This window comes from Oceanobacillus sp. FSL W7-1293 (assembly GCF_037969815.1).
Lineage (GTDB): Bacteria > Bacillota > Bacilli > Bacillales > Amphibacillaceae > Oceanobacillus > Oceanobacillus oncorhynchi.
The window spans coordinates 1,626,192-1,650,960 of sequence record NZ_CP150212.1; the positions used below are offsets into that span (position 1 = coordinate 1,626,192).

General features: G+C 38.9%; 19 protein-coding genes. All 19 read left to right on the top strand.

Annotated features, from left to right (window positions below):
* The first annotated feature begins 12 nt into the window (after window positions 1-12).
* The 19 genes from MKY65_RS08125 (at window position 13) to MKY65_RS08215 (ending at window position 24,748) form a co-directional block, all read left to right on the top strand.
* Window positions 13-510, top strand: coding sequence for a TRAP transporter small permease (locus tag MKY65_RS08125; RefSeq protein WP_339183875.1), 498 nt, complete (start codon window positions 13-15; stop codon window positions 508-510).
* Window positions 507-1,781, top strand: a complete 1,275-nt coding sequence (locus MKY65_RS08130) for a TRAP transporter large permease (protein ID WP_339183877.1) — start codon at window positions 507-509, stop codon at window positions 1,779-1,781. Before MKY65_RS08125 ends, MKY65_RS08130 begins: the two co-directional genes overlap by 4 nt.
* A 389-nt stretch (window positions 1,782-2,170) precedes the next feature.
* A complete protein-coding gene (locus tag MKY65_RS08135; protein ID WP_339183879.1) occupies window positions 2,171-3,898 on the top strand; it encodes an adenine deaminase C-terminal domain-containing protein in 1,728 nt (575 codons plus the stop codon).
* Window positions 3,899-4,036: 138 nt separating this feature from the next.
* Window positions 4,037-4,360: a YerC/YecD family TrpR-related protein gene (locus MKY65_RS08140; protein ID WP_339183881.1), complete on the top strand. Its 324-nt coding sequence runs from the start codon at window positions 4,037-4,039 to the stop codon at window positions 4,358-4,360.
* A gap of 281 nt (window positions 4,361-4,641) precedes the next feature.
* On the top strand, window positions 4,642-5,334 hold the full coding sequence (locus MKY65_RS08145) for a heptaprenylglyceryl phosphate synthase (RefSeq protein WP_339185160.1): 693 nt from the start codon (window positions 4,642-4,644) through the stop codon (window positions 5,332-5,334).
* A gap of 32 nt (window positions 5,335-5,366) precedes the next feature.
* Window positions 5,367-7,613 carry a DNA helicase PcrA gene (pcrA, locus tag MKY65_RS08150; protein WP_339183883.1) on the top strand — a complete coding sequence of 749 codons (2,247 nt, stop codon included), beginning with the start codon at window positions 5,367-5,369 and terminating at the stop codon, window positions 7,611-7,613.
* 6 nt (window positions 7,614-7,619) lie between these two features.
* Window positions 7,620-9,629, top strand: a complete 2,010-nt coding sequence (ligA, locus tag MKY65_RS08155; protein WP_339183885.1) for an NAD-dependent DNA ligase LigA — start codon at window positions 7,620-7,622, stop codon at window positions 9,627-9,629.
* Window positions 9,630-9,635: 6 nt separating this feature from the next.
* Window positions 9,636-10,754: a CamS family sex pheromone protein gene (locus MKY65_RS08160; protein ID WP_339183887.1), complete on the top strand. Its 1,119-nt coding sequence runs from the start codon at window positions 9,636-9,638 to the stop codon at window positions 10,752-10,754.
* 348 nt (window positions 10,755-11,102) lie between these two features.
* Window positions 11,103-12,371 carry a helix-turn-helix transcriptional regulator gene (locus tag MKY65_RS08165; protein WP_339183889.1) on the top strand — a complete coding sequence of 423 codons (1,269 nt, stop codon included), beginning with the start codon at window positions 11,103-11,105 and terminating at the stop codon, window positions 12,369-12,371.
* Between the two features lie 388 nt (window positions 12,372-12,759).
* The gene (gene gatC / locus MKY65_RS08170; RefSeq protein ID WP_339183892.1) at window positions 12,760-13,050 is read left to right on the top strand and encodes an Asp-tRNA(Asn)/Glu-tRNA(Gln) amidotransferase subunit GatC; all 291 of its coding nucleotides are present in this window, start codon (window positions 12,760-12,762) and stop codon (window positions 13,048-13,050) included.
* Between the two features lie 18 nt (window positions 13,051-13,068).
* The gene (gatA, locus tag MKY65_RS08175) at window positions 13,069-14,535 is read left to right on the top strand and encodes an Asp-tRNA(Asn)/Glu-tRNA(Gln) amidotransferase subunit GatA (protein WP_339183894.1); all 1,467 of its coding nucleotides are present in this window, start codon (window positions 13,069-13,071) and stop codon (window positions 14,533-14,535) included.
* Window positions 14,535-15,965 carry an Asp-tRNA(Asn)/Glu-tRNA(Gln) amidotransferase subunit GatB gene (gene gatB, locus MKY65_RS08180; RefSeq protein ID WP_339183895.1) on the top strand — a complete coding sequence of 477 codons (1,431 nt, stop codon included), beginning with the start codon at window positions 14,535-14,537 and terminating at the stop codon, window positions 15,963-15,965. The genes gatA and gatB overlap by 1 nt, the downstream gene beginning before the upstream one ends.
* 496 nt (window positions 15,966-16,461) lie before the next feature.
* The gene (locus MKY65_RS08185) at window positions 16,462-17,376 is read left to right on the top strand and encodes a diacylglycerol kinase (RefSeq protein ID WP_042533072.1); all 915 of its coding nucleotides are present in this window, start codon (window positions 16,462-16,464) and stop codon (window positions 17,374-17,376) included.
* Window positions 17,377-17,525: 149 nt separating this feature from the next.
* Window positions 17,526-18,923 (top strand): 23S rRNA (uracil(1939)-C(5))-methyltransferase RlmD, encoded by a 1,398-nt coding sequence (gene rlmD, locus MKY65_RS08190; protein WP_339183898.1) that lies wholly within the window; start codon window positions 17,526-17,528, stop codon window positions 18,921-18,923.
* A 323-nt stretch (window positions 18,924-19,246) separates the two neighbouring features.
* Window positions 19,247-19,615 carry a metalloregulator ArsR/SmtB family transcription factor gene (locus MKY65_RS08195; RefSeq protein ID WP_339183899.1) on the top strand — a complete coding sequence of 123 codons (369 nt, stop codon included), beginning with the start codon at window positions 19,247-19,249 and terminating at the stop codon, window positions 19,613-19,615.
* Window positions 19,608-21,746 (top strand): heavy metal translocating P-type ATPase, encoded by a 2,139-nt coding sequence (locus tag MKY65_RS08200; RefSeq protein WP_339183901.1) that lies wholly within the window; start codon window positions 19,608-19,610, stop codon window positions 21,744-21,746. Before MKY65_RS08195 ends, MKY65_RS08200 begins: the two co-directional genes overlap by 8 nt.
* A gap of 591 nt (window positions 21,747-22,337) precedes the next feature.
* Window positions 22,338-22,787: a MarR family winged helix-turn-helix transcriptional regulator gene (locus MKY65_RS08205; protein ID WP_339183903.1), complete on the top strand. Its 450-nt coding sequence runs from the start codon at window positions 22,338-22,340 to the stop codon at window positions 22,785-22,787.
* A 359-nt stretch (window positions 22,788-23,146) separates the two neighbouring features.
* The gene (locus MKY65_RS08210; RefSeq protein ID WP_339183905.1) at window positions 23,147-24,493 is read left to right on the top strand and encodes an NAD(P)-binding domain-containing protein; all 1,347 of its coding nucleotides are present in this window, start codon (window positions 23,147-23,149) and stop codon (window positions 24,491-24,493) included.
* 57 nt (window positions 24,494-24,550) lie between these two features.
* Entirely contained in the window at window positions 24,551-24,748 is a 198-nt protein-coding gene (locus MKY65_RS08215) for a hypothetical protein (protein ID WP_339183907.1), read from the top strand.
* Window positions 24,749-24,769: the final 21 nt, after the last annotated feature.

The window sequence follows — 24,769 nt, forward strand, 5'->3', positions numbered from 1 at the left end:
GGGAGTTATAGCATGAATAAAGTATATAAATTTTCTGATTTATTAATTAAGTATGCAGGATATTTGGCTGGAATTCTAATAATTGCGACAACGCTGATGACGTTTTATGAAGTAATATCCAGATCATTCTTTGATACGCCGACTGCATGGGCAACGGAATTATCTACTTATGCGATTATAGGGAGCTGTTTTTTAGGAACGGCATATGCCGTAAGAACGTACTCGCATATTACGGTAGATTTATTAGTTAATCGGGTGAACGAAACAACTCGTAAGGTATTCGGATATATTTGCAATGTAATAGGATTACTTTTTAGTGTTCTATTAACATGGTACGGATTCACTCATGTTTTCATGACATTTGAATTAGGAGTTATTTCTACCTCCTTGCTGCGCATACCGATGTATTTACCAGAGTTATTTATTCCGATAGGCGGCGTTTTACTCGTTATCGCATTTATCTTACAGCTGATCGATGGCGGCGTACATAAAGGGGGAGATCATCTATGAATCTATTTTTTGTAGGAGGCTTAGCAACATTCTTACTTATCGGTCTCCCTGTCGCTTTTTCTTTAGGGATGCTGGCTGTACTGGGAATGTATTTATTTAATGGCGGGAGTTTCGCTTTTGCACAGATCCCGATTATAGCGTATTCTGCTTTGGATGACTTTACCTTAACAGCTTTGCCGATGTATATATTGATGAGCCAAATCCTTGTTGTGAGCGGTGTAGGCCGGGATTTATATGAAATGGCGAGCAGATGGTTCAGACATTTTCCGGGAGGATTAGGTATAGCGACCGTTTTCTGCTGTGCGATTTTTTCAGCTATTTCCGGATCCAGTGTTGCAACAGCTGTGACAGTAGGTGCTGTGGCCCTGCCGGAAATGGTTCGCCGTGGGTATAAAAAGAAATATGTGCTTGGACTATTGGCAGCCGGCGGTACACTGGGAATTCTTATTCCTCCGAGCGTGCCAATGATTTTATACGGTTCACTTACTGGTGAATCCGTCGGGAAATTATTTATTGCCGGTGTCGTGCCGGGGATTATCTTAACGTTAAGTTTTATGATTTTTTCTTCTATTCAGATGCGCCATATAAAAGAAGAGCCTGCTACATGGGCAGAACGCTGGGAAGCGTCTAAAAAAGCAATTTGGGGATTATTGCTGCCGATTGTGATTATCGGCGGAATCTATTCAGGGATATTTACACCGACAGAAGCAGCTGCCGTCGGCGTGGTATTAGCCTTTCTCGTTGCTATTTTTGTATATCGAAACCTGACATTTGCTAGTTTGAAAAAGATGATCCTTTCTACAGTTAATACGAGCGCAATGATTCTATTTATTATCATTGGCGCTAAAATGCTCGGTTTTATCTTAACTATTTTACAGATTCCGCAGCAAATTACAGAGGCAGCTACCTCGGCAGATGTCTCTCCGTGGGTAATCTTTATTTTTATTAACATACTATTACTGGTATTAGGAATGTTTTTAGAAACTGTATCTATTCTGGTTATTACGGTGCCAATCCTGTATCCAATTATTACTGCTTTAGGGTTTGATCCGATATGGTTTGCTATCATCATGGTTGTTAATATGGAATTGGCGTTAATCACACCTCCTGTAGGATTAAATCTCTTTGTTTTAAAAGGACTGGATAGAAAGAATTCCATTGCGGAAATTGTAAAAGGCGTAATCCCTTATGCCCTTATTATGATTTTATTTATCATTCTGCTATGCTTCTTCCCGCAAATTGCAACGTATCTTGTAGAGAATGTACAGTAATTAAAACTCTTAGAGAGGGAGTTTTAAAGATGCTTTGGACTTGCATTTAATCGTTCTGTCAGATAGTAAATTAACAAAGCGTAGTTTTTACATAATGTGTAGAAACTACGCTGTTTTTTTGTGGAAATGGAATATTAACAGTAAAATCACTGTTTAAAAATCGGGATACCCATAGCACTCGTTGAATCAACGCGAATTTTTTAATAGGATTATTCATCTAGCCTCCCAGTAGAATTTTGCCAGACCTAAAACTGAAAAGTATAGGATCAACACAAAAATATAAACATAGTATCCATATATGAATATAAGAGAAATAATCAACTTTACTATATTAAAGCGTGACATTATGATAAAATAAAAACAAATGACAAATAGTGGAGAGTTGCTTAATGACATTATGGAGAAATAGGGAATTACGACAGCATATCAATGTAATCGACGGGACGGTTGCCCCTAGTATTGTCTTAACCAATGCAACCTATTTAAATGTATATACAAATCAATGGCTTGAAGCGAATATTTGGATTGATGAGAACAGGATTGTATATGTAGGTGAGAACCTGCCGGAAGAGACAACAGGAACAAATTTTTATGATTGTCAGGGGAAATTTGTAGTGCCAGGCTACATCGAACCGCATGCGCATCCTTTTCAGGCTGCCAATCCGGAAGAAACGGTGATGTATGCTGCGAAAACGGGAACAACGACCTTTGTAAATGATAATTTAACCTGGTATTTGCTGTTAAATAAAAAGAAAACGTTCTCTATGATAAATGCTTTCTCGAAATTGCCGGTAAATATGTTTTGGTGGAATCGTTTTGACAGCCAGACCATATTGAAGGATGATCATGTGTTTAATACGAGAGATGTATTAGATTGGGCAGAGCATCCGCTGGTTATTCAGGGAGGAGAGCTGACGGACTGGCCGAGCCTGCTGACAGGCGGTGACCGTCTGCTGTACTGGATTCAGGAGATGAAGAAGCTGGGCAAGCCGATAGAAGGCCACTTGCCGGGCGCGTCCTCCCGCACTCTGACGAAAATGAAGCTTTTCGGCATTTCGAGTGATCATGAATCAATGACAGCGGAGGATGTGTTAAAACGGCTGGAGCTTGGTTATCGTGTCAGTCTTCGTTATTCACCGATCCGTCCAGATTTGCCCGAAATAATCAAAGGCCTTCTGGATAAAGGATTATCGCAATTTGATAATATGAGTTTTACCATGGATGGACCAACACCAGCCTTTATGGAAGATGGCATCATCAATGTTTGTATTGAGAAAGCAATAGAGAATGGACTGCCTGCGGAAACGGCTTATCGCATGGCGAGCTATCATCCTGCCAGACATTTTAATATGGAAGAAGAATTCGGCAGTATTGCGCCGGGAAGAGTTGCTAATATAAATATCCTTTTAGATAAACAAAATCCGCATCCGCAGAGCGTGATAAGCAAAGGGAAATGGATCAAAAAGGACAGCGAAGCAATTCCTTATCCATCCGTCATTAATTGGGAAGAATTTGATATTACACCAGTTGAATTTGACTGGGAGCTGACGGATGAGGATTTACAGTTTTCCAGTCCAATCGGGATGGATATGGTCAATGATGTGATTATCCAGCCATATACGATTGTATCAGATGTCAGTGCTGATCAGATTCCCTCCAGTAAAAGCGAGCAATTTATTGCGTTAATTGATAAGCACGGCAAGTGGCGGGTAAATACAATTATTCGCGGATTTGCTCCGGAGCTCGGTGCGCTGGTCAGCAGTTTTTCAGCTACGGGAGATATTATTCATATTGGTAATTCTAAGAAAGATATCCGTATTGCCGCGAAACGGATGAGAGAGCTGGGCGGAGCAATTGTATTGGTGGACCAGGGGGAGATCTTAGCAGAAATGCCGCTTCCCCTTGGAGGAGTGATGCCGAAGAACGCGATGGAAGAATTGATTCCGATGAATAAGGAAATAAAAAAGGTGTTGAAAGCGCACGGATATGCTTATGAAGATCCGATTTACAGCCTGTTATTTCTTTCTGCCTTCCACCTGCCTTTCTTCCGTATTACACAGCAGGGTTTGCTGGATGTGAAAAAACGGGAAATTGTAATTCCGGCTACGATGCGTTAGTATAATAAAGTTGTTCTGATGGACGAAAATAAGCTCTTGTTTATAGAAGAAAGCTTCGTTGGATGAATAAAATACTATTTCCTATTCTTCTTTTCAGAATGGTACAGAGAAGGACAGGGAAAATAAGGGGGAAATGAAGTGCAAATAGATAAGCTACGAGGGGAGCAGCTTGATCAATTGTTTGATGCTATATTATCATTAAAAACGCGTGAGGAGTGTTATCAGTTTTTCGATGATATTGCCACTATGTCAGAAATCCAATCCCTGGCACAACGTTTACGGGTTGCAAAAATGCTGACAGAAGAAAAAACATACAGTGCCATCGAGCAGGAAACAAAAGCTTCCACTGCAACCATCTCCCGAGTGAGACGCTGCATTAACTATGGCAGTGACGGCTATAATTTGGTTTTAAAAAGGCTGCATATCAAAGGGGAAAAAGAAAAAGAAGAATCAGAAGAATAAAGCCTAGAAGAGAAATCGAAACTATTGAGGCAAGAGAAATAGTTTCGATTTCTCTTTTTCATTTTATCGCAATGTAACTGGCTGGGGTCTAAGAGTACTCGTCCCATCATAGAGCGTAGTGCGTCGAAAAATCCCCGCTGAAGGAAGTTTCACTTTATAAACACTATTTTGTAAATAAGTTTTTGCTTAAGATATTGAAAATCTTTACCTTATCCGTTCTATACATATGCCGATTTTTGTTATAATAAAGAGATGAATGTAATAATGGAGGATTTGTACTGATTATGAATATAAATGAATGGAAGCATCTGTTTAAATTAGATCCGGCAAAGGAAATATCTGATGAAGATTTAGATAAAATTTGTGAATCAGGGACCGACGCGATTATAGTCGGCGGCACGGATGACGTTACATTAGATGGGGTTTTAGACTTATTATCAAGGATTCGCAGAGCACACATGGTGCCGGTGGTTTTGGAAATCTCGAATGAAGAAGCATTGACTCCAGGCTTTGATACTTACTTTGTTCCGATGGTATTGAATTCAAAAGAGAAAAAATATGTAATGGATATACAGCAAAAAGCAATCAAGGAATATATCGACATGATGGAGTACAGTGAGGTATACTTTGAAGGTTATTGCATTTTAAATCCAGAAGCAAAGGCTTTCCAGCATACGAATTGTGAATTGCCCGATATAGAAGATGTAAAGGCATATGCATATATGGCAGAGCACGTTTTTCATCTGCCCATTTTTTATGTGGAATACAGTGGTACCTATGGCGATGCAGAAGTCGTTCGTGAGGTGAAGGCAGAACTTAATGAGACCAAGCTTTTCTATGGCGGCGGTATTGAGACGCCGGAGCAGGCCAAAGAGATGAAAGAGCATGCTGATGCAATTATTGTCGGAAATAGTATTTATACGGATATAAAACAAGCACTCAAGACAGTAGCAGCTGTTAAAGAGGATGTGTAAAAAGGAGAATAACCAAGGAAGGAAGAGATAAGATGGAGCAAACGCTGGAAGCGATGATAAATACATTAAATCCGGAGCAGCAGAAGGCTGTACGGTATACAGAAGGTCCGCTCTTAATTATGGCGGGGGCCGGAAGCGGGAAAACACGCGTATTGACACATCGGATTGCTTATTTAATGGGAGAGAAGGAAGTAGCTCCCCGAAATATTTTAGCGATTACCTTTACCAATAAAGCGGCAAGAGAAATGAAGGAGCGGGTAGCGAAATTAGTCGGTCCTCAAGGTGAATATATGTGGGTCTCTACATTCCACTCAATGTGTGTCCGGATTTTACGCCGGGACATTGACCGGATTGGATATTCCTCGAACTTTTCCATTTTAGACAGCGCAGACCAATTATCTGTTGTGAAGCAAGTACTTAAAAATCTCAATATTGATCCAAAGAAATTTGATCCCCGGGCGATGCTTGGACAGATCAGTAAAGCAAAAAATGAGCTGATTACAGAAGATCAATTTGCGAAGAATGCCGGTAATTTCTATGACCGCCAAGTAGCGCAGATTTATGAAGGCTATCAGAAAATGCTGCGGAAAAATCAGTCCTTAGATTTTGATGACCTGATTATGCAGACGATTCATTTATTTGATCGTGTACCAGACGTGTTGGAATATTACCAGAGACGGTTCCAATATATTCATGTCGATGAGTATCAGGATACAAACCATGCACAATACTTTCTGGTCAAACAGCTTGCTAAAAGGTATCAAAATCTGTGTGTAGTCGGCGATTCAGACCAGTCTATCTACCGTTGGCGCGGAGCAGATATTACGAATATCCTGTCCTTTGAAAAAGATTATCCGTCAGCGAAAACTGTCATGCTGGAGCAAAATTACCGCTCTACCAAATCGATTTTACTGGCGGCGAATAAAGTAATTGGCAATAACTCTGGACGAAAGCCGAAAAATCTTTGGACGGATAAGGATGACGGAAAAAAGATATCCTATTATAAAGGAGCAACTGAGCAGGAAGAGGCTTTATATATTGCAGATACCATTCAGCAGTTAACCCGGTCAGGCAAATACCAGCCAAGTGACATTGCTATATTGTATCGTACCAATGCACAATCCCGTGCAATTGAGGATACATTTGTCAAATCAGCTATCAGTTATCAAATGGTTGGCGGTACACGCTTCTATGACCGTAAAGAAATCAAGGATATGATTGCTTATTTAAGGTTAATTACGAATCCCGATGATGATATCAGCTTCCAGCGTGTGGTAAATGAACCTAAAAGAGGAATAGGAAAAACGTCGATTGAACGCTTGCAGGCATATGCAGCAGAGCATGATATTTCTCTCTTTGAAGCAGTGAAGGAAGTTGATTTCACCGGTGTTTCGAAAAAAGCAGCCAATGCTTTAGCAGGATTCGGGAGCCTTATCAGCTCGCTCACACAGCAGCAGGAGTTTTTAACAGCAACAGATATGGTAGAAGCTGTGCTGGAACGGACCGGCTATGAAGAAATGCTGAACAATGAACGTTCCATCGAAGCACAATCGAGACTGGAGAACTTAGAAGAGTTTAAAACTGTTACACAAGAATTTGAAAAAGCAAGTGAAGAAGACAAAACGCTCATCGCCTTTTTAACCGATTTAGCATTGATTGCAGATATTGACCGTGTCGATGAAGAGGATCCGGATCATTCTCAAAAAATCACCCTGATGACATTGCATGCAGCAAAAGGACTGGAGTTCCCTGTTGTTTTCTTAATTGGAATGGAAGAGAATGTATTTCCACACAGCCGCTCGATGTTTGACGAGGAAGAGATGGAGGAGGAACGCCGTCTTGCTTATGTCGGTATTACCAGAGCAGAAGAGGAGCTTTATTTGACGCATGCGCAAATGCGTACTTTATATGGACGTACCAATATGAATCCAATCAGCCGATTTATCAATGAGATCCCGGTGGAATTGATGGATGGCATGGAAACAACTCAAAAATCTCCATTTGGCGGATCTGGCAGCATGCGAAACAGCTTTGGCTCGAGCCAGAAGCAGGAAGCACCACCGAAGAGACGGGCTGAAAAAATGCAGGCACCTAAGTCCAGCGGAGCAGAATCTAAAAGCTGGTCTGTCGGTGATAAAGCTGCTCATAAAAAATGGGGAACGGGTACGGTTGTAAGAGTACAGGGAGAAGGAGAAAAGCTGGAATTAGATGTAGCATTTCCTGCTCCGGTAGGCATCAAACGTCTTCTTGCAAAATTTGCCCCCATAACAAAGGAGTAAAATAGAATGAACAAACAAGAAATCAAAGAACGCATGGATTCCTTAGTAGAAGTCCTTAATCAATATGGTTATTCCTATTATGTATTGGACAACCCGACTGTACCCGATTCGGAGTATGATCAGAAGTTAAGGGAGCTGGAGGATTTAGAAAAAGAGCATCCAGACCTTGCTAGAGAGGATTCTCCTACTCAGCGGATTGGTGGAGAACCGCTTGATGCTTTTCGGAAGGTAACGCACGAAACGCCAATGATGAGCCTTGGCAATGCTTTTAATGAGCAGGATCTAAGAGATTTTGCCAGACGGGCTCAAGAAGGCGTATCTGGTGAGGTTACTTTTGTGTGCGAGTTGAAAATAGATGGTTTAGCAATTTCTCTAAAATATCAGGAGGGCAAATTTGTTCTGGGTTCCACTCGCGGCGATGGAAGAATTGGTGAAGACATTACATCTAACCTGCGCACGATACGAAGTATTCCATTAAGTATCAAAGAAGCTGGAACTTTGGAGGTTCGCGGCGAAGCTTTTATGCCGCATAAGTCCTTTTTAGAGATGAATAAAGAAAGGGAAGAAAAGGGTGAAGAACCGTTTGCCAACCCGAGAAATGCAGCTGCCGGATCATTGAGGCAGCTGGACCCGAAAATTGCAGCTAAACGTAATTTAGATATTTTTCTATACGGCGTCGGTGAATGGGAAAACAGTAATATCACCAGTCATAGTGAAAGCTTAGAGGCCTTGCATCGTCTGGGATTTAAAACAAATAAAGAATGGAAAAGATGTAAGAGCATTGAAGAGGTATTGGAATTTGTTACGTATTGGACCGAACACCGCAAGGACTTAAATTACGAAATTGACGGGATTGTGGTGAAAGTAGACAGCCTGGATCATCAGGATGAACTGGGCTTTACTGCGAAAAGCCCGCGGTGGGCGATTGCTTATAAATTCCCGGCAGAAGAAGTTGTAACTACTTTAAAAGATATTGTATTAAGCATCGGCAGAACAGGCGTAGTGACTCCGACAGCCATTCTTGAACCTGTCCGTATAGCAGGATCAACTGTGCAGCGGGCTTCCTTGCATAACGAGGATTTAATTCGTGAACAGGATATCCGGATTGGGGATCAGGTAGTTATCAAAAAAGCAGGCGATATTATTCCAAAGGTTGTCCGTTCGATTATCGAACAGCGGACCGGGGAAGAAAAAGAATTTCATATGCCTGAGGAATGTCCGGACTGCGGCAATGAACTGGTTCGTCTAGAAGGGGAAGTAGCATTACGCTGCATCAATCCGAACTGTCCGGCACAATTGATGGAGGGATTGATTCACTTTGTATCCCGGAATGCGATGAATATTGATGGTTTAGGAGAAAAAGTTATCATTCAGCTTTTCCGTGAAGATTTGGTCCATACCATTGCTGATTTATATCGATTGGAAAAAGAGGATTTGTTGAATTTAGAACGGATGGGCGAAAAATCCGTTACTAATCTTTTAAATGCTATTGAGGCTTCTAAAGCCAATTCATTGGAAAGATTATTGTTCGGACTTGGGATTCGTTTTATTGGTTCAAAAGCAGCACAGACTCTGGCGATGGAATTTGAAACCATGGAGCGGCTTCAGCATGCCAACTTGGAGGAAATTGTAGCCATTGAAGAAATTGGCGAGAAAATGGCAGATTCCATTGTCCGATATTTTGAAGAAGAAAAAGTGACGCAGCTATTGAAGGAATTAAAAGAGCTGGGTGTAAATATGACTTACACCGGTCAAAAGAAATCAGAAATAAAAACAGATAGCTTATTCTCTGGAAAAACAGTTGTATTGACTGGTAAAATGGAGCAGTATACGAGAAAAGAAGCGAAAGAGCTGATTGAATCGTTAGGCGGGGCAGTGACTGGCAGTGTAAGTAAAAAAACAGATGTCCTTATTGCCGGAGCGGACGCCGGATCAAAGCTGGAAAAAGCAGAAAAACTGGGGATAGAAGTGTGGAGTGAAACAGAGTTAAAAGAAGCGACCGAGGGAGAGGAGTGATTCGCTTTGAAAAAATGGATGCTATCCATTAGTGTAGTGGCACTGTTTTTAAGCGGATGTGTGCAGCAGCAGTCATCCAGCGAGGAGGAAGTCGTCCAGGAGGATGCCAGCAGCCAGGAAGAGACTTCTATCGTGCCTAGCAATAGACTTTCAGGGGAAAATTACCGAATGATTTTACCATATCAGCCAAGTGAGGCAAGAGGCGTTATTACAAGGCAAATGGCGAACCGTGTAGATATTGATGAAATGGAAGAAGGACTACGCCGTCTGTCCACGGATTCATATAGTCCGGAAGATTATTATTTTCAAGAAGGGCAATATTTTACAGAAGATCGTGTGAATAATTGGATTGATGATTTAAATCCTGAAGTAAATCTAGGGGCAGATGAAGAGACCTTCAGGGAAAATCCGCGTTATTTATCCCATGTTCTAGAACAAAATTATTTAACACAGACAGAGGATGGAAATGTCAATTTAGAAGGAATCTCTATAGGACTTGCGATGAAATCTGTTTATCAATTCCAGACAGATACTGGCGAGCCTTACCAATATGAAGATATCTCTGAAAGTGCAATGATGGAACAAGCAACAGAAATTGCACAGGATATTGTCAATGATATTCGTGAAAATGATGAAGAGCTCAGTGATGTTCCTATTATGATCGGTATTTACCGGGAAGAGGAGCAAGCTTCTCCTGTGCCGGGAAATTTTGTAGCTAAAACAAATGTGGATGGAGGGAGCAGCTCAATTGACGGCTGGGAGGATGTAGAAGAAGAAAATATCCTCTTCCCTTCTGATGAAGGTCAGGAAAAATATTATGATGATCAAGAGCTTGTAACAAGCTTTGGAAATGAAATTCGTGATTTCTTTCCAAACTATGTCGGAATGGTAGGGGAAGGCTTCTATATAGATGAGGAGCTTCAGAAATTACGCATCGATGTCCCGATAGAATTTTACGGCAAGGGAGAGGTTATCGGTTTTACCCAGTATGTGTATGGTCTGATTGAAGATATGTTTCCAAACTATTATGATATAGAAGTTAATATTACTTCCAGCCAGAAGACGGAGAGTCTGCTTTACCGTAATGCGGGTGAGGATGAAATTCAAGTTCATATTTATGATTAAAGCATCAGGAAATTCACTGTTACTAGCAGTTTATCAGCTAGCAGCAGTGGATTTTCTTTTTTTAAGAAAATTTTCCGGGAAGGCGAAAGTTATTTAATGATTCTTCTATTGATTTTCCCAAATTGAAGAACGGCAGAGTATGGTACAATGGGTTTATAGAAGATATAATGACAAAGGAATTAAAATAGCTTATCATTGGAAAATGTTTTTAAGCACTTTCGCACTAATTTTCTTTATTTATGAAAAAATTAGATAAGCAGTCAAACAAAATTTCTCTATTACAGAGACGGTTGCTTCACGAACCGCTATGCCGTGATAAAAGTATAAAAGTGTGGGGTGAAAGATAACATGATAGCGATTGGGACGTATATCAAAATCCAGCGTACAAAGCAGAAAATGACTCTAGGGGAGCTATCGGAGGGAATTGTTTCTTTATCCTATTTATCGAAGATTGAGAATCAAAAAACAGAACCAAATGAGGATATTATCCGAAGGCTGTGTCACCGGCTTTGTATTACAATAGATCAGAGCCAGGAGGAGAAAATCGGCGAACTCTGTAAGAATTGGTATGAGATGCTTGATGAGAATACCAAAGAAAAAGACATGGAAGCTGCCTATCAGGAAATCCAGATGCTGATGGATAAAAATTATTCTAATCACCTCATTATGTTTGAGATTCATAAGATTAATTATTTTTTATTCATTGAAAGAATCGATTTGGCTGCCAATAAAATTACGCAGTTAAAAGAGGTTGTAAACACGTTTAGTGTAGAAGAACAGTATTACTGGTATTTATTTAACGGACGCTACAGCTTTGCGGTGAAGAATTATTATCATTCCATGTATCAATACAAACGGGCAGAAAAAATTACAGAGGATCATCGCCTGGAGGAAAAGGCAGAGGCCGACTTGAAGTATTATATTTCGATGACACATTCTAAGCTGAGGAACTCCCTTGAAGCAATCGAATATGCAGAAGAGGCTCTGGAAATGTATATGAAGCAATATAGCTTCCTGCACTGTGCACGTGCCCATAATATTTTAGGAATTTGTTATACTCATATTAAGCTTTATGAAAAGGCAATTAAAAATTTCACACTTGGTCTGCAGCTTGCAGAAACCATTCATGATAAAAAAGTCGTTCAAAAGATTCACCAGAATCTTGGTTATCTATATGCTTCAAAGGGTGATTCGACAAAAGCGATTGAATACTATAAAGGGATTTTAAATGATTCAGACGTCTCAGCGAATACCAAAGTGGAGATCACAGCTTCTCTCGTACGTGAATATTACCATTCGAATTATTATGATGAGGCTGAAGAGTATATTGATTACGGATTAAATGTATTCTATGATTTAAAGGATAAACAGCCGTATCTTGTGTATAAATACATCTTGCGCAGCTATAATTATCTGCTTGAGGAACAGTTCAACCTGTTTGAACAATTATTGGTCAAAGATTTACTTCCATTATTAAAGAAGCAAAAGGACTACGGGAATTTTATTCTTTATTCCGAGCTGCTGGCAAAGCGTTATGAAGGTAATAATAATTACAAGGACGCGGCACAGTATTATAGAGAAGTAAACCAAATGTATAAGCATATTGCTCACATTTGATATAATTTTATGTCTAAAACCAAGTTATTCTATAATGTTAATTGTAAATTATAGTATAACTTGGTTTTTTTGTTATGCAGCAATATAAACTTGCCTTGTATAAGCAAGTTTTGCTATTATCATAAGTGGAATCCGTGTTAATAACGGTATTAATAAGAGTGTTATTCATAGTACTATTATTAATACCACCATGAATGTTAATAATGCTACTAATATTAATTTCAATTTATATAGCAATAATTAATATAAAACATCTTATAAAAATGATATAATGTTGTTTTAATGAGTGTATAGGCTGAATGATGTTTATTCTAAATGCACGCTCGAATATAAGTGCTATTTTTATAGCATATTATAAATAAATACGATTATTTTGGAGGTTAAGCAAATGGCAGAGATTTCAAAAGAGCAGGTAAAGCATGTAGCTAATCTCGCACGCTTGGAATTTGATGATGAAGCTGTGGAACAAATGGCGAATGAGCTGAGTGCTATCATTGAATATGCTGAGCAGCTGAATGAATTAGATACAGAAAATGTGAAGCCAACCACACACGTATTAGATTTGAAAAATGTGATGCGCAAAGATGAGCCTAAAAAGTGGATTACACAAGAGGATGCATTGAAGAATGCTCCTGACCAAAAGGATGGACAAATTCGTGTTCCATCTATTCTAGAATAAAAGGAGGCAACCATATTCATGTCTTTATTTGACTATACGATAAAAGAATTGGAAACAAAATTACATAATCAAGAGATTACTGTAGAAGACTTAGTGAAAGAATCTTACCAGCAAATTAAAGAAGTGGACGGGGATGTGCATGCATTCTTAACACTTGATGAAGAAAAAGCGCTGGAGAAAGCAAGAGAACTGGACAAACGTGAGGATAAATCCGGTGTCCTATTCGGTATCCCGGCTGGTATTAAAGATAATATCGTAACGAAAGGACTTCGCACGACCTGTGCAAGTCAATTTTTAGATAATTTCACAGACCCGTTATACAATGCAACCGTTGTTGACAAGCTGGATGCTGAAAATCCGGTTGCAGTCGGTAAATTAAATATGGATGAATTTGCGATGGGATCTTCCAATGAAAACTCCGGCTATGAGCCGACTCGTAACCCTTGGAATACAGCCCACGTTCCGGGCGGTTCCAGCGGCGGTTCTGCAGCAGCAGTCGCAGCAGGGGAAGTATTATTCTCACTTGGATCGGATACAGGCGGATCGATTCGTCAGCCGGCAGCATTCTGCGGTGTTGTAGGAATGAAGCCTACTTATGGACGTGTATCCCGCTTTGGACTTGTGGCGTTTGCATCCTCTCTGGACCAAATTGGCCCATTGACCCGTACGGTAGAGGATAATGCACGTGTACTGGAAGTTATTGCAGGACATGACAAAATGGACTCTACCAGTGCAGATGTAGAAGTTCCGGCTTATACAGAAGCATTAACTGGCGATGTAAAGGGATTAAAAATAGCTGTTCCTAAAGAATACTTAGCAGAAGGAGTTTCCGAAGAAGTAAAAAATGCTGTTTTAGAGGCGTTGAAGGTCTATGAATCCCTTGGTGCCACTTGGGAAGAAGTATCCTTGCCGCATTCTAAATATGCACTTTCAACCTATTACTTATTATCATCCTCTGAGGCTTCTGCGAACTTAGCCCGTTTTGACGGCGTACGCTATGGCGTCCGTTCAGAGAATGCAGAAAATATGCTGGATATGTTTGTAAAATCCCGCAGTGAAGGCTTCGGCGATGAAGTGAAACGCCGTATTATGCTTGGAACCTTTGCGCTCAGCTCTGGTTACTATGATGCCTATTATAAAAAAGCGCAAAAAGTACGTACATTAATTAAAAATGACTTTGATAAAATTTTAGAAGAATATGATGTGATTGTTGGACCGACAACACCGACACCGGCATTTAAAGTCGGCGAAAAAACAAGTGATCCATTAACGATGTATGTGAATGATATCTTAACGATTCCTGTCAACTTAGCAGGCGTTCCCGGTATTTCTATTCCTTGCGGTTTCTCCGAGGATGGATTGCCAATCGGCTTGCAGGTTATCGGAAACTATTTTGATGAGAGCACGGTTTATCGTGCAGCACATGCATTTGAGCAAGCAACTGAACACCATACAAAACGACCTCAACTAGGAGGTGCCAAGTAATGAATTTCGAAACAATTATTGGACTTGAGGTACACGTAGAATTAAAAACCGCATCAAAAATATTCAGCCCGAGTACAAATGAATTTGGCTCTGCGCCAAATACGAATGTCAATCCGATTGACTTAGGCTATCCGGGCACACTGCCAGTCTTAAATGAAGAAGCAGTCAACTTTGCGATGAAAGCGGCAATGGCACTCAACTGTGAAATTGCAACAGATACGAAATTTGACCGTAAAAACTATTTCTATCCAGATAATCCGAAAGCTTATCAAATCTCGCAATTTGATCAGCCAATCGGCGAGAATGGCTGGATTGAAATTGAAGTAAACGGCAAGAAGAAAAAAATTGGTATCACCCGTCTGCACCTGGAAGAGGATGCAGGAAAATTAACACATGGGGAAGACGGTTATTCCTATGTCGATTACAATCGTCAAGGAACACCATTAGTTGAAATTGTATCTGAGCCGGATATGCGTTCTCCAGAAGAAGCATATGCATATTTGGAGAAGCTGAAAAATATTATTCAGTATACAGGAGTATCTGATGTAAAAATGCAGGAAGGCTCCCTGCGCTGTGATGCCAATATTTCACTTCGTCCAATCGGACAAGAGGAATTTGGTACCAAAGCAGAATTGAAAAACTTAAACTCGTTCTCCTTTGTTCAAAAAGGATTAGAATTTGAAGAAACACGTCAGGAAAAAGTATTATTATCCGGCGGAGAAATTCTGCAGGAAACACGCCGTTACGATGAAAAAACAAAAGAAACGATTCTGATGCGTATCAAAGAAGGTTCAGATGATTATCGTTATTTCCCTGAGCCGGATCTGGTGCCATTATATATTGACGAGGCTTGGAAGGAACGCATCCGCAGTGAAATTCCTGAGCTTCCAGATGCGAGAAGAGAGCGTTACGTAAGCGAATTAGGCTTATCTGAATATGATGCGAATGTATTAACGGCATCTAAGCAGATGTCTGATTTCTTTGAGGAAACCGTAGAACATGGAGCAGATATCAAACAAGTATCCAACTGGTTAATGGGAGAAGTTTCTGCTTACATGAATAAGCATTATAAAGAGATTGAAGAGCTGGCAATTACACCAGATGCCCTGGCGAAAATGGTTAAATTGATTGAAGACGGCACAATCTCCTCTAAAATTGCGAAGAAGGTATTTGCAGAGCTGGTTGAAAATGGCGGCGACCCAGAAAAAATTGTCGAAGAACAAGGCCTGGTTCAAATCTCTGATCCGGAGCAATTAAAGCCAATAATAAATGACATTCTTGATCAAAATGAACAATCCATTATTGATTTCAAGGATGGAAAGAAAAAAGCAAAAGGCTTCCTTGTCGGCCAAATTATGAAAGCAACCAAAGGACAGGCAAACCCGCCGCTGGTCAACGAAATTCTTGCTGCGGAGCTTGAGAAGCGATAAGCTTTTTTGGTAAAACGTAATAGAATAAATGTAGTAACAGGAAGGCTGTCGCAGAAATTATATGTGGCAGCCTATCCAATGGTCAAAAAAGATGGATGGACAGACACTGACAAACATGGCAGAAGGATAGTATATTTCATCGAAGCTTGTTATTTTTTGTTCATTTTGCTTTTCAAACACATCAAAAAAGTCTATGATATGGATTAGACGAGTTTATTTAATACGATTATAATTTCAACATAAAGGTACTTCATAGGTTATTCATGTCAGATCATGGATAAATACTGCTTTTTATTATGTATCTATTTTGAGAGAGATTTCAGTGAATATCACCGTTCTGTAATACGTAAAGTAAATATTTGCTATGGAATGTTGTGAGGTTCTCTAGGTTTCCTTTCATCTAAGGAGAAGAAAAGCAAAGAATGAAGTGATACTTTATATAATACGTGTCTGTAAAGAAGCAATTGCAAGATGGACCGTATGGGGAGGAAAGAACATGGAGAAGGCCCGAATCATTTATAACCCAACTTCGGGACGTGAAGCAATCAAAAAGGCATTACCCAATATTTTAGAAAAGCTGGAAACTGCCGGCTATGAAACTTCCGCACATGCGACAACATGTGAAGGGGATGCTATCGATGCTGCAAGAACTGCTGTAGAAAGAGGCTATGACTTAATTGTTGCGGCTGGCGGCGATGGTACGATCAATGAGGTCGTACATGGCGTAGCCGAACAGGAATATCGGCCAAAGTTAGGGATATTGCCTGCTGGAACAACAAATGATTTTGCCAGAGCACTTCAAATTCCCAGAGATATTAATAAAGCTGTAGATGTTATCTTAGAAGGCAATTCGCTGAAATTAGATATCGGAAAAGTCAACGAGCATTATTTTATTAATATTGCCGGCGGAGGAAAACTGACAGAATTAACATATGATGTCCCGAGCAAATTAAAAACAATGTTAGGTCAATTAGCATATTATATGAAAGGCATTGAGATGCTTCCTTCTTTAAAGCCGGCCCATGTCAGAATTGAGTACGATGAACATGTACTGGAAGAAGATATCATGCTATTTCTAATCTCTAATACGAATTCCGTCGGCGGTTTTGAAAAGCTTGCTCCCGATGCTCGTTTAAATGATGGGTACTTTGATGTTCTCATTCTAAAGAAAACAAATCTTGCAGAATTTATTCAAATTGCATCACTTGCCCTTCGCGGGGAACACTTAAAAAGTAAAAACATCATCTATACACAGGCAAAGCGTGTTAAAGTGACGAATGAGGATAAAATGCAGCTGAATATTGATGGGGAATACGGTGGCATGCTGCCGGGAGAATTCATCAATCTTCAGGAACATATCGAGTTTATGGTTCCAGCAGATTTCATCGAGCATCAAGAAGAGCTGGAATAAAAATAAAGGTCTCTAAACCACATGAAGTTGTTTTAGAGGCTTTTTTGTTTGCTCCTGTCTCCTTGAGCATATGAACAGTTGTTGTTTCTTAAAAGCCTGTGATAAAATAAGGTGAATTAAAGTGATTACGGAAATAGAGGAAGATGACAATGGCAAAATCAACAGGAAATACCCCTGTTCAAAAAAATGAACAATTGACTGTTACAATTGAAGATATTACCCATGAAGGAAGCGGCGTAGGAAAAGTGGACGGCTATCCTTTGTTTATTCCGAAGACCTTACCGGGAGAAGAAGCCGTTATTAAAGTGGTCAAAGCAAATAAAAAATATGGATTTGGGAAGCTGTTAGAGCTGAAGAAAACAAGTCCGGAACGTGTGGAACCAACCTGTCATGTGTACTGTGGAGGCTGTCAGCTCCAGCATATGAGCTATGCCCTTCAATTACAAATGAAACAGAATCAGGTCCATAATGTGATGAAAAAAGTAGCGCATCTGGAGCATGTTCCCGTGCATCCAATCATTGGGATGGAAGACCCTTCTCATTACCGAAATAAGATACAAATCCCTGTCGATGAAAAAAACGGCGAATTAATTACAGGCTATTACCAGAAAAGAAGCCATCGAATTCTGCAGAATCAGGATACCTGCCATGTGCATAGTCACGCAATGAATGAGGTGCTGCCATTTGTTCGGCACTTAATGAATAAATATGGTGTCCAAGCTTATAATGAAGAAACCCATCGAGGCGAGCTGCGTCATATTATGATTCGGACAGGGCATTTTACAGGAGAAATGATGGTTGTTTTTGTAACGCGTACAGCCAAGCTTCCCGGTAAAGAGCGAATCATCGAAGAATTGACGGAGAAGTTTCCATTTATCCGTTCGATTGTGCAGAATATCAATGACCAGCGTACGAATGTAATTTTAGGGAAGAAGACAAACGTATTGTGGGGAGCAGCTTATATCCACGATACGATAGGCGACTTAACCTTTGCGATTTCACCAAAGTCCTTTTACCAAGTAAACCCTGTTCAGACGAAGGTGCTTTATGATAAAGCTCTGGAGTATGCAGCTATTGATGAAAATGATGTAGTAATCGATGCATACTGCGGCATAGGTACAATCTCGCTCTTTCTTGCCCAAAAAGCAAAAAAAGTCTATGGAATCGAGGTTGTTCCAGAAGCCATTGAAGATGCAAAGAAAAATGCAGCGCATAACGGAATAGATAATGCGGAGTTTACCGTAGGACAGGCTGAGAAAGTCATGCCAAAGTGGAAGAAGGAAGGCTTAGATCCAGATGTCATTGTTGTCGATCCTCCGAGAAAGGGTTGTGATCCGGAATTTTTGGATGCGATGATGGAAATGAAGCCGAAGCGGATTGTTTATGTTTCCTGTAATCCTTCAACGCTGGCAAGGGATCTGCGTATTTTGGAAGATGGCGGTTATGAGTCGATGGAAGTACAGCCAGTGGATATGTTTCCGAATACGGGGCACGTGGAGGTTATAGTTTCGATACAACGGAAGAATACGTCGAAATCCTTAGTATGACGGTGTTTCACAAGCATTACCAATTTATACCTGATGGTCAAAATGGGCGAAAAAAAGTGCTGAAACACCACGTTGACGTTTCAGTGGGAATCAATCTGGTATATGAAGGCACAACAAAATAAAAATTCCATAATAAGCAAGTTTTAAAATTTTAGGCGTTCAAACAATTGAACGTCTATTTTTTATTGTTTTTGTATTAATTGTAAAAAATGAGCTTCTATTCAGCTGACCTCATATTTTATTCAAATATATACTTGAATATATAAAGAAAATAAGATAACCTATAATCAAATGATTATTTGAATGAAAATGGAGTGATAGAATTGGCTAAAAAAGACATGTGTGAAGTTTATTGTTATGACGAGGAAAAAGTCAATCGTATACAAGAAGAATTACAAAAAGAAAATTTATCTTACGTTTCCCAATTATTCAAAGTACTTGCAGATGAAAATAGAACAAAAATTTCCTATGCGTTATGTATAGATGATGAACTGTGTGTATGTGATATAGCAAATATCATTGGCTCCTCTGTAGCAACTGCGTCCCATCATTTAAGGACGCTGCATAAACAAAAAATTGTGAAGTATCGTAAAGAAGGAAAACTTGCTTTTTACTCATTGGATGATGAACACATTAAACAATTAATTTCGATTACATTAGTTCATCAAAAAGAGGTAAAAGCAAATGTCTGAATCATTAAGCAAAGAAGAAATGAAAGCTTATCGTGTGCAAGGATTTAGTTGTGCAGGTTGTGCAAAAACTTTTGAAAATAACGTAAAAAAAATACAAGGTGTGGAAGATGCTGAAGTAAATTTTGGAGCGTCAAAAGTTTATGTTAAAGGGAAAATAACCATTGAGGAGCTAGAAAAAGCAGGATCATTTGAAAATTTAAAGGTACGAGATGAAAAAGAACAAAAGGTAGTTCATGAACCTTTTTGGAAACAAAAAGAAAATATAAAGGTCTATATTTCAGCAATATTGCTTTTAGTTAGTTGGTTTTTAGGAAAACAATTAGGAGAAGAACACTTTCTTCCGACTATTGGGTATGCAGTATCTATTTTAACTGGCGGCTACACGCTCTTTATGAAAGGACTTAGAAATCTTAGTAGACTACAATTCGATATGAATACCCTTATGACTATCGCGATTATCGGTGCAGCCATCATTGGCGAATGGATGGAAGGAGCAACGGTTGTTATCCTTTTTGCTATTAGTGAAGCATTGGAACGTTACTCTATGGATAAAGCCCGTCAATCTATCGAGTCATTAATGGATATTGCACCGAAAGAAGCCTTGATTCGTCGAGGCAATGAAGAAATGAGTATCCATGTGGATGATATTCAAGTTGGAGATATTATGATTGTAAAATCTGGTCAAAAATTGGCCATGGATGGCACAGTGTTGAAGGGATCATCCACCTTAAATCAAGCTGCGATTACAGGTGAAAGTGTTCCAGTCGCTAAGACAGTAGACGACGAAGTGTTTGCTGGAACATTAAATGAAGAAGGCTTGCTTGAAGTTAGAGTAACCAAACGAGTGGAAGATACCACACTTTCAAAAATCATTCATCTTGTGGAAGAAGCCCAAGCAGAACGAGCATCTTCTCAAGCATTTGTGGATAAGTTTGCCAAATATTATACTCCTGCTATCGTAATTTTAGCTATGTTAATAGCGATTATTCCGCCATTGTTTGTTGGTGACTGGAATACATGGATTTATCAAGGCTTAGCTGTTCTCGTAGTTGGCTGCCCTTGTGCTCTCGTTGTTTCTACTCCAGTTGCCGTAGTTACTGCTATAGGAAACGCTGCAAAAAATGGCGTATTAATTAAAGGCGGTGTCTATTTAGAAGAGACTGGAAACCTTAAAGCCATTGCTTTTGATAAAACAGGAACCTTAACAAAAGGAATTCCTGTTGTCGCAGACATTGTAACGTATGGTGGAAATGAAGATGAACTAATGACGATTACAGCAGCAATTGAAAAAGGGTCACAACACCCTCTTGCTTCCGCTATTATAAGAAAGGCGGAGGAAAACAGATTACATTTCAACGATATATCTATGGAAGAATTTCAATCTATAACAGGAAAGGGCGTCAAAGCAAAGATAAATAATGAATTATATTATGTAGGCAGCCCAGCTCTTTTTGAAGAATTGCACAATCAAATAAGAAGTAACCACAAAGAAAAAATTACCAATTTACAAACTGCAGGAAAAACGGTCATGGTTTTAGGGACGCAATCAGAAATTCTTGCATTTATTGCTGTAGCAGATGAAATAAGGGAAACATCAAAAGAAGTTATCAATCAATTAAATCATCTTGGAATAGAAACAGTCATGCTGACAGGTGATAATCAACGAACTGCAAAAGCCATTGGACAACAAGCTGGGGTTGTCGATGTTGAAGCTGATTTACTGCCAGAAGATAAGTTGACTTTTATTAAAAAACTTCGAAGAGAACATAAAAATGTCGCCATGGTTGGTGACGGAGTGAATGACGCACCAGCACTTGCGGCTTCTACAGTTGGAGTAGCTATGGGTGGTGCAGGAACTGATACAGCATTAGAAACAGCAGATATTGCTCTTATGTCTGATGATTTAAATAAGTTGCCTTATACTGTTCAATTAAGCCGAAAAGCATTGATGATTATCAAACAGAATATTACCTTTTCTCTGGGACTTAAAGCTGTTGCATTATTATTAGTTGTACCCGGTTGGTTAACACTATGGATAGCAATATTTGCAGATATGGGGGCGACATTGCTTGTGACATTAAACAGTTTACGATTATTAAGGATAAAAAATAGGAAATTCTATGGTATATGACGTAATAGTAATTGGTGGCGGGCAGGCTGGTTTGGCTATAGGATTTTTCGCTAAAACAGCAAAATATTCATTTCGTTATTCTTGTTAAGAAAGAACAAACTGGCATGTTTTGCCGAAAACGTTATGATTCATTACAGTGGAAATAAATGATAAGCTCCTTTCGTAGTAAAATTTTTTAACTGCGAAAGGAGCCATTCTGTTAAACTTAGATAAGTATACAATGGATAGTATTGAAGCCAACAAAAACGTGTGTGTCTGTTTCTTTATCGGCATAGGTATCTACAATAAAGAAGACAGTGATATTCAAAAAAAGTTACAATCTATATAAATTGAAATAAAGATGTTAGTTTCTAGCCACCGCAATCCCATCAAAAACGTCGCTAGTTAGAGCGCTTAATATAAGAATCGCTTTCTTGTTAGATGTAAAAGATAGTTTAAATAATTCAACTTATATAAATATGAGTTATTGTTAGAATCGTGACAAATTGAATGACTACGTTATAAGTTTAATAAATTAAAGTTAAGCTACATAAAAAAACTTGCATTTTGCAATTAAAAATTGTATAACGATATAAAGAGGTGAATTTAGATATGGAAAATACTCGTGATCTTTTTCAAATGATGTCGCGTCGCTTTGGTCTTTTGAATAAAAACTGTTGTTCAGCAGATGGGCTTGATATTTCATTAATTCAAAGCCATATTCTTTATGAAATCAATCGTCAACATACTCCATCAGTCCAAGAAGTAGCTGAAGCCTTAGGGACGGACATTACTACTTTTAGCCGCCAAGTTCAATCTTTAATAAGAATGAATTTAGTTAATAAGACACCTAGCCTAAATGATCGACGCATTCATACGCTTGAGTTAACAATGGAAGGAACTAAGGTAGCTGAAATCATTGACGAACAGATAAATACTTATTTAGAAGAAATATTTGCGCATATGACTGATTTCGAAAAAGAAACTGTAATTCGCTCTATTCAGTTACTTAATAATGCAATGGGTGAAATTGGTTATTGCTGTGCTCCTGCTCCAAGATAAATTATTTTATAAAACAAATACTTGCATTTTACAAATGAAAAAAGCGCAAAATGATTTATGACTCTATCGTCATTGATGGAGGGCAAAGACAGGGTATCGTTCTGATTTTAGATATCTAACATCAATCGAAAAATTTGATGTTGAAGGAAGACCTAAGACCAATACAAAAAGCTGGTACCAGCCAAAACACTTTCGGACTTTATTATGTTGGTCTTGAAGGGCAACGTTCTTTTTCTTCTGCAACATTAAGAAGAGTTGGCTCTGATAGTAAGTTCGTGATAAAGCATATAAAAAGAAATATATAAAGAAGATGGAATATCAATGGGAAATAGTTAAAAAAATTGGTGAGGATGATAATCATGGAACGTATAGAAATTAAAACGAATTGTTGCCAACCGCAGGAAGTACGACAACAGGAAAGTAATAAACAAGATAACAAATCTTTACCTATTGCAGTTATTGGTGCTGGGCCAGTAGGTCTTGCCGCAGCAGCTCATTTAGCTAGTTACGAACAACCTTTTATTTTGTTAGAATCCGGCTCTCAAGTGGGAGAGAATATCTTAACCTGGGGGCATGTCCAAGTCTTTTCACCTTGGAAATATAATATTGATAAGAAGGCATTGAAATTTCTTAAAAAACAAGATTGGAATGTACCAAAACAAGATGAATTGCCCACTGGTAAAGAGTTAGTTGACCAATATTTAAAACCGTTAGCGAATACACCAGAAGTCAAAAATTCCTTGTTTGTGAATACAAAGGTTATTTCCATTAGCCGTAAAAATACAGATAAAATGAAAACAGCTAATCGAGAACAACAACCTTTTGTGATTTATGCAGAACAAGATAACGACCTGGTACAGTTTGAAACAAGCGCAGTCATAGATGCGACCGGAACCTGGGGAAATCCCAATCCAGCAAATTCAAATGGAATATGGTTAAAAGAAGAGAAAGATATAAAGAATCAAATTTTTTATGGCATTCCAAATATTTTTGGAGAAGATAAAGACCGCTATCTAAACAAACGGGTTGCTGTTGTTGGAAGTGGTCATTCTGCCATCAATTCCCTGTTAGAATTAGAGAAATTAAAAGAAGAACATCCTGCAACGGAGATTATATGGATTTTAAGGAAAAATAGCGTAAAAGAGGCGTTTGGAGGAGAAGAATTGGATGTACTTGAGGCAAGAGGAGCATTAGGAAGACATATACACAACTTAGTAGAAACAAATACATTTGAAGTAATTACTCCTTTTAGAATCCAATGTATAATCGAAAAAGAAGGCAAAATAGAGCTGACAGGAGAATCACAAGGAGAATTAAAAACTATTTCAGATATAGATGAAATGATTGTCAATACTGGCAATCGTCCAGACTTTTCAAATTTGAGTGAGCTAAGAACCAGTATTGATACAGCAACAGAAAGTGTTAAAGATCTTGCACCTTTAATTGATCCCAATATCCACAGCTGCGGAACAGTACGTCCGCATGGAGAAAAAGAATTGCGACAGCCTGAAAAGGATTTTTATATCGTGGGAGCGAAAAGTTATGGCCGAGCTCCAACATTCTTAATGGTGACAGGGTATGAACAAGTTCGATCCATTGTGTCGTATTTATCGGGTGATTATGAAGCCTCTGAAAAAGTAGAACTGGAATTACCTGAAACAGGCGTATGCAGTACGAATTTAAATGCTGCTAATTCGTGTTGCTGAAATTTTAAAAAATCACAGGGGAAGTATTATTACTTTCCCTATTTGGAGGTCATCTAAATGATTATTAACAAAGGCGGAGATTTAAGCAAGGAATACTTCATGGCGTATTTTTCTTTAATTATGAACAGCAGTCAATGTACTTTAGAGAAGGCAAAGGAAATCACCTTTGAACGTCTATTTCGAAACGATGAAAATACATTTGGAAACATTTCTTTTGAACATTTTATGGAAGCCTATGAGGAATTAAAAGAATAGGAAATAAAGTTTCCACTAAAT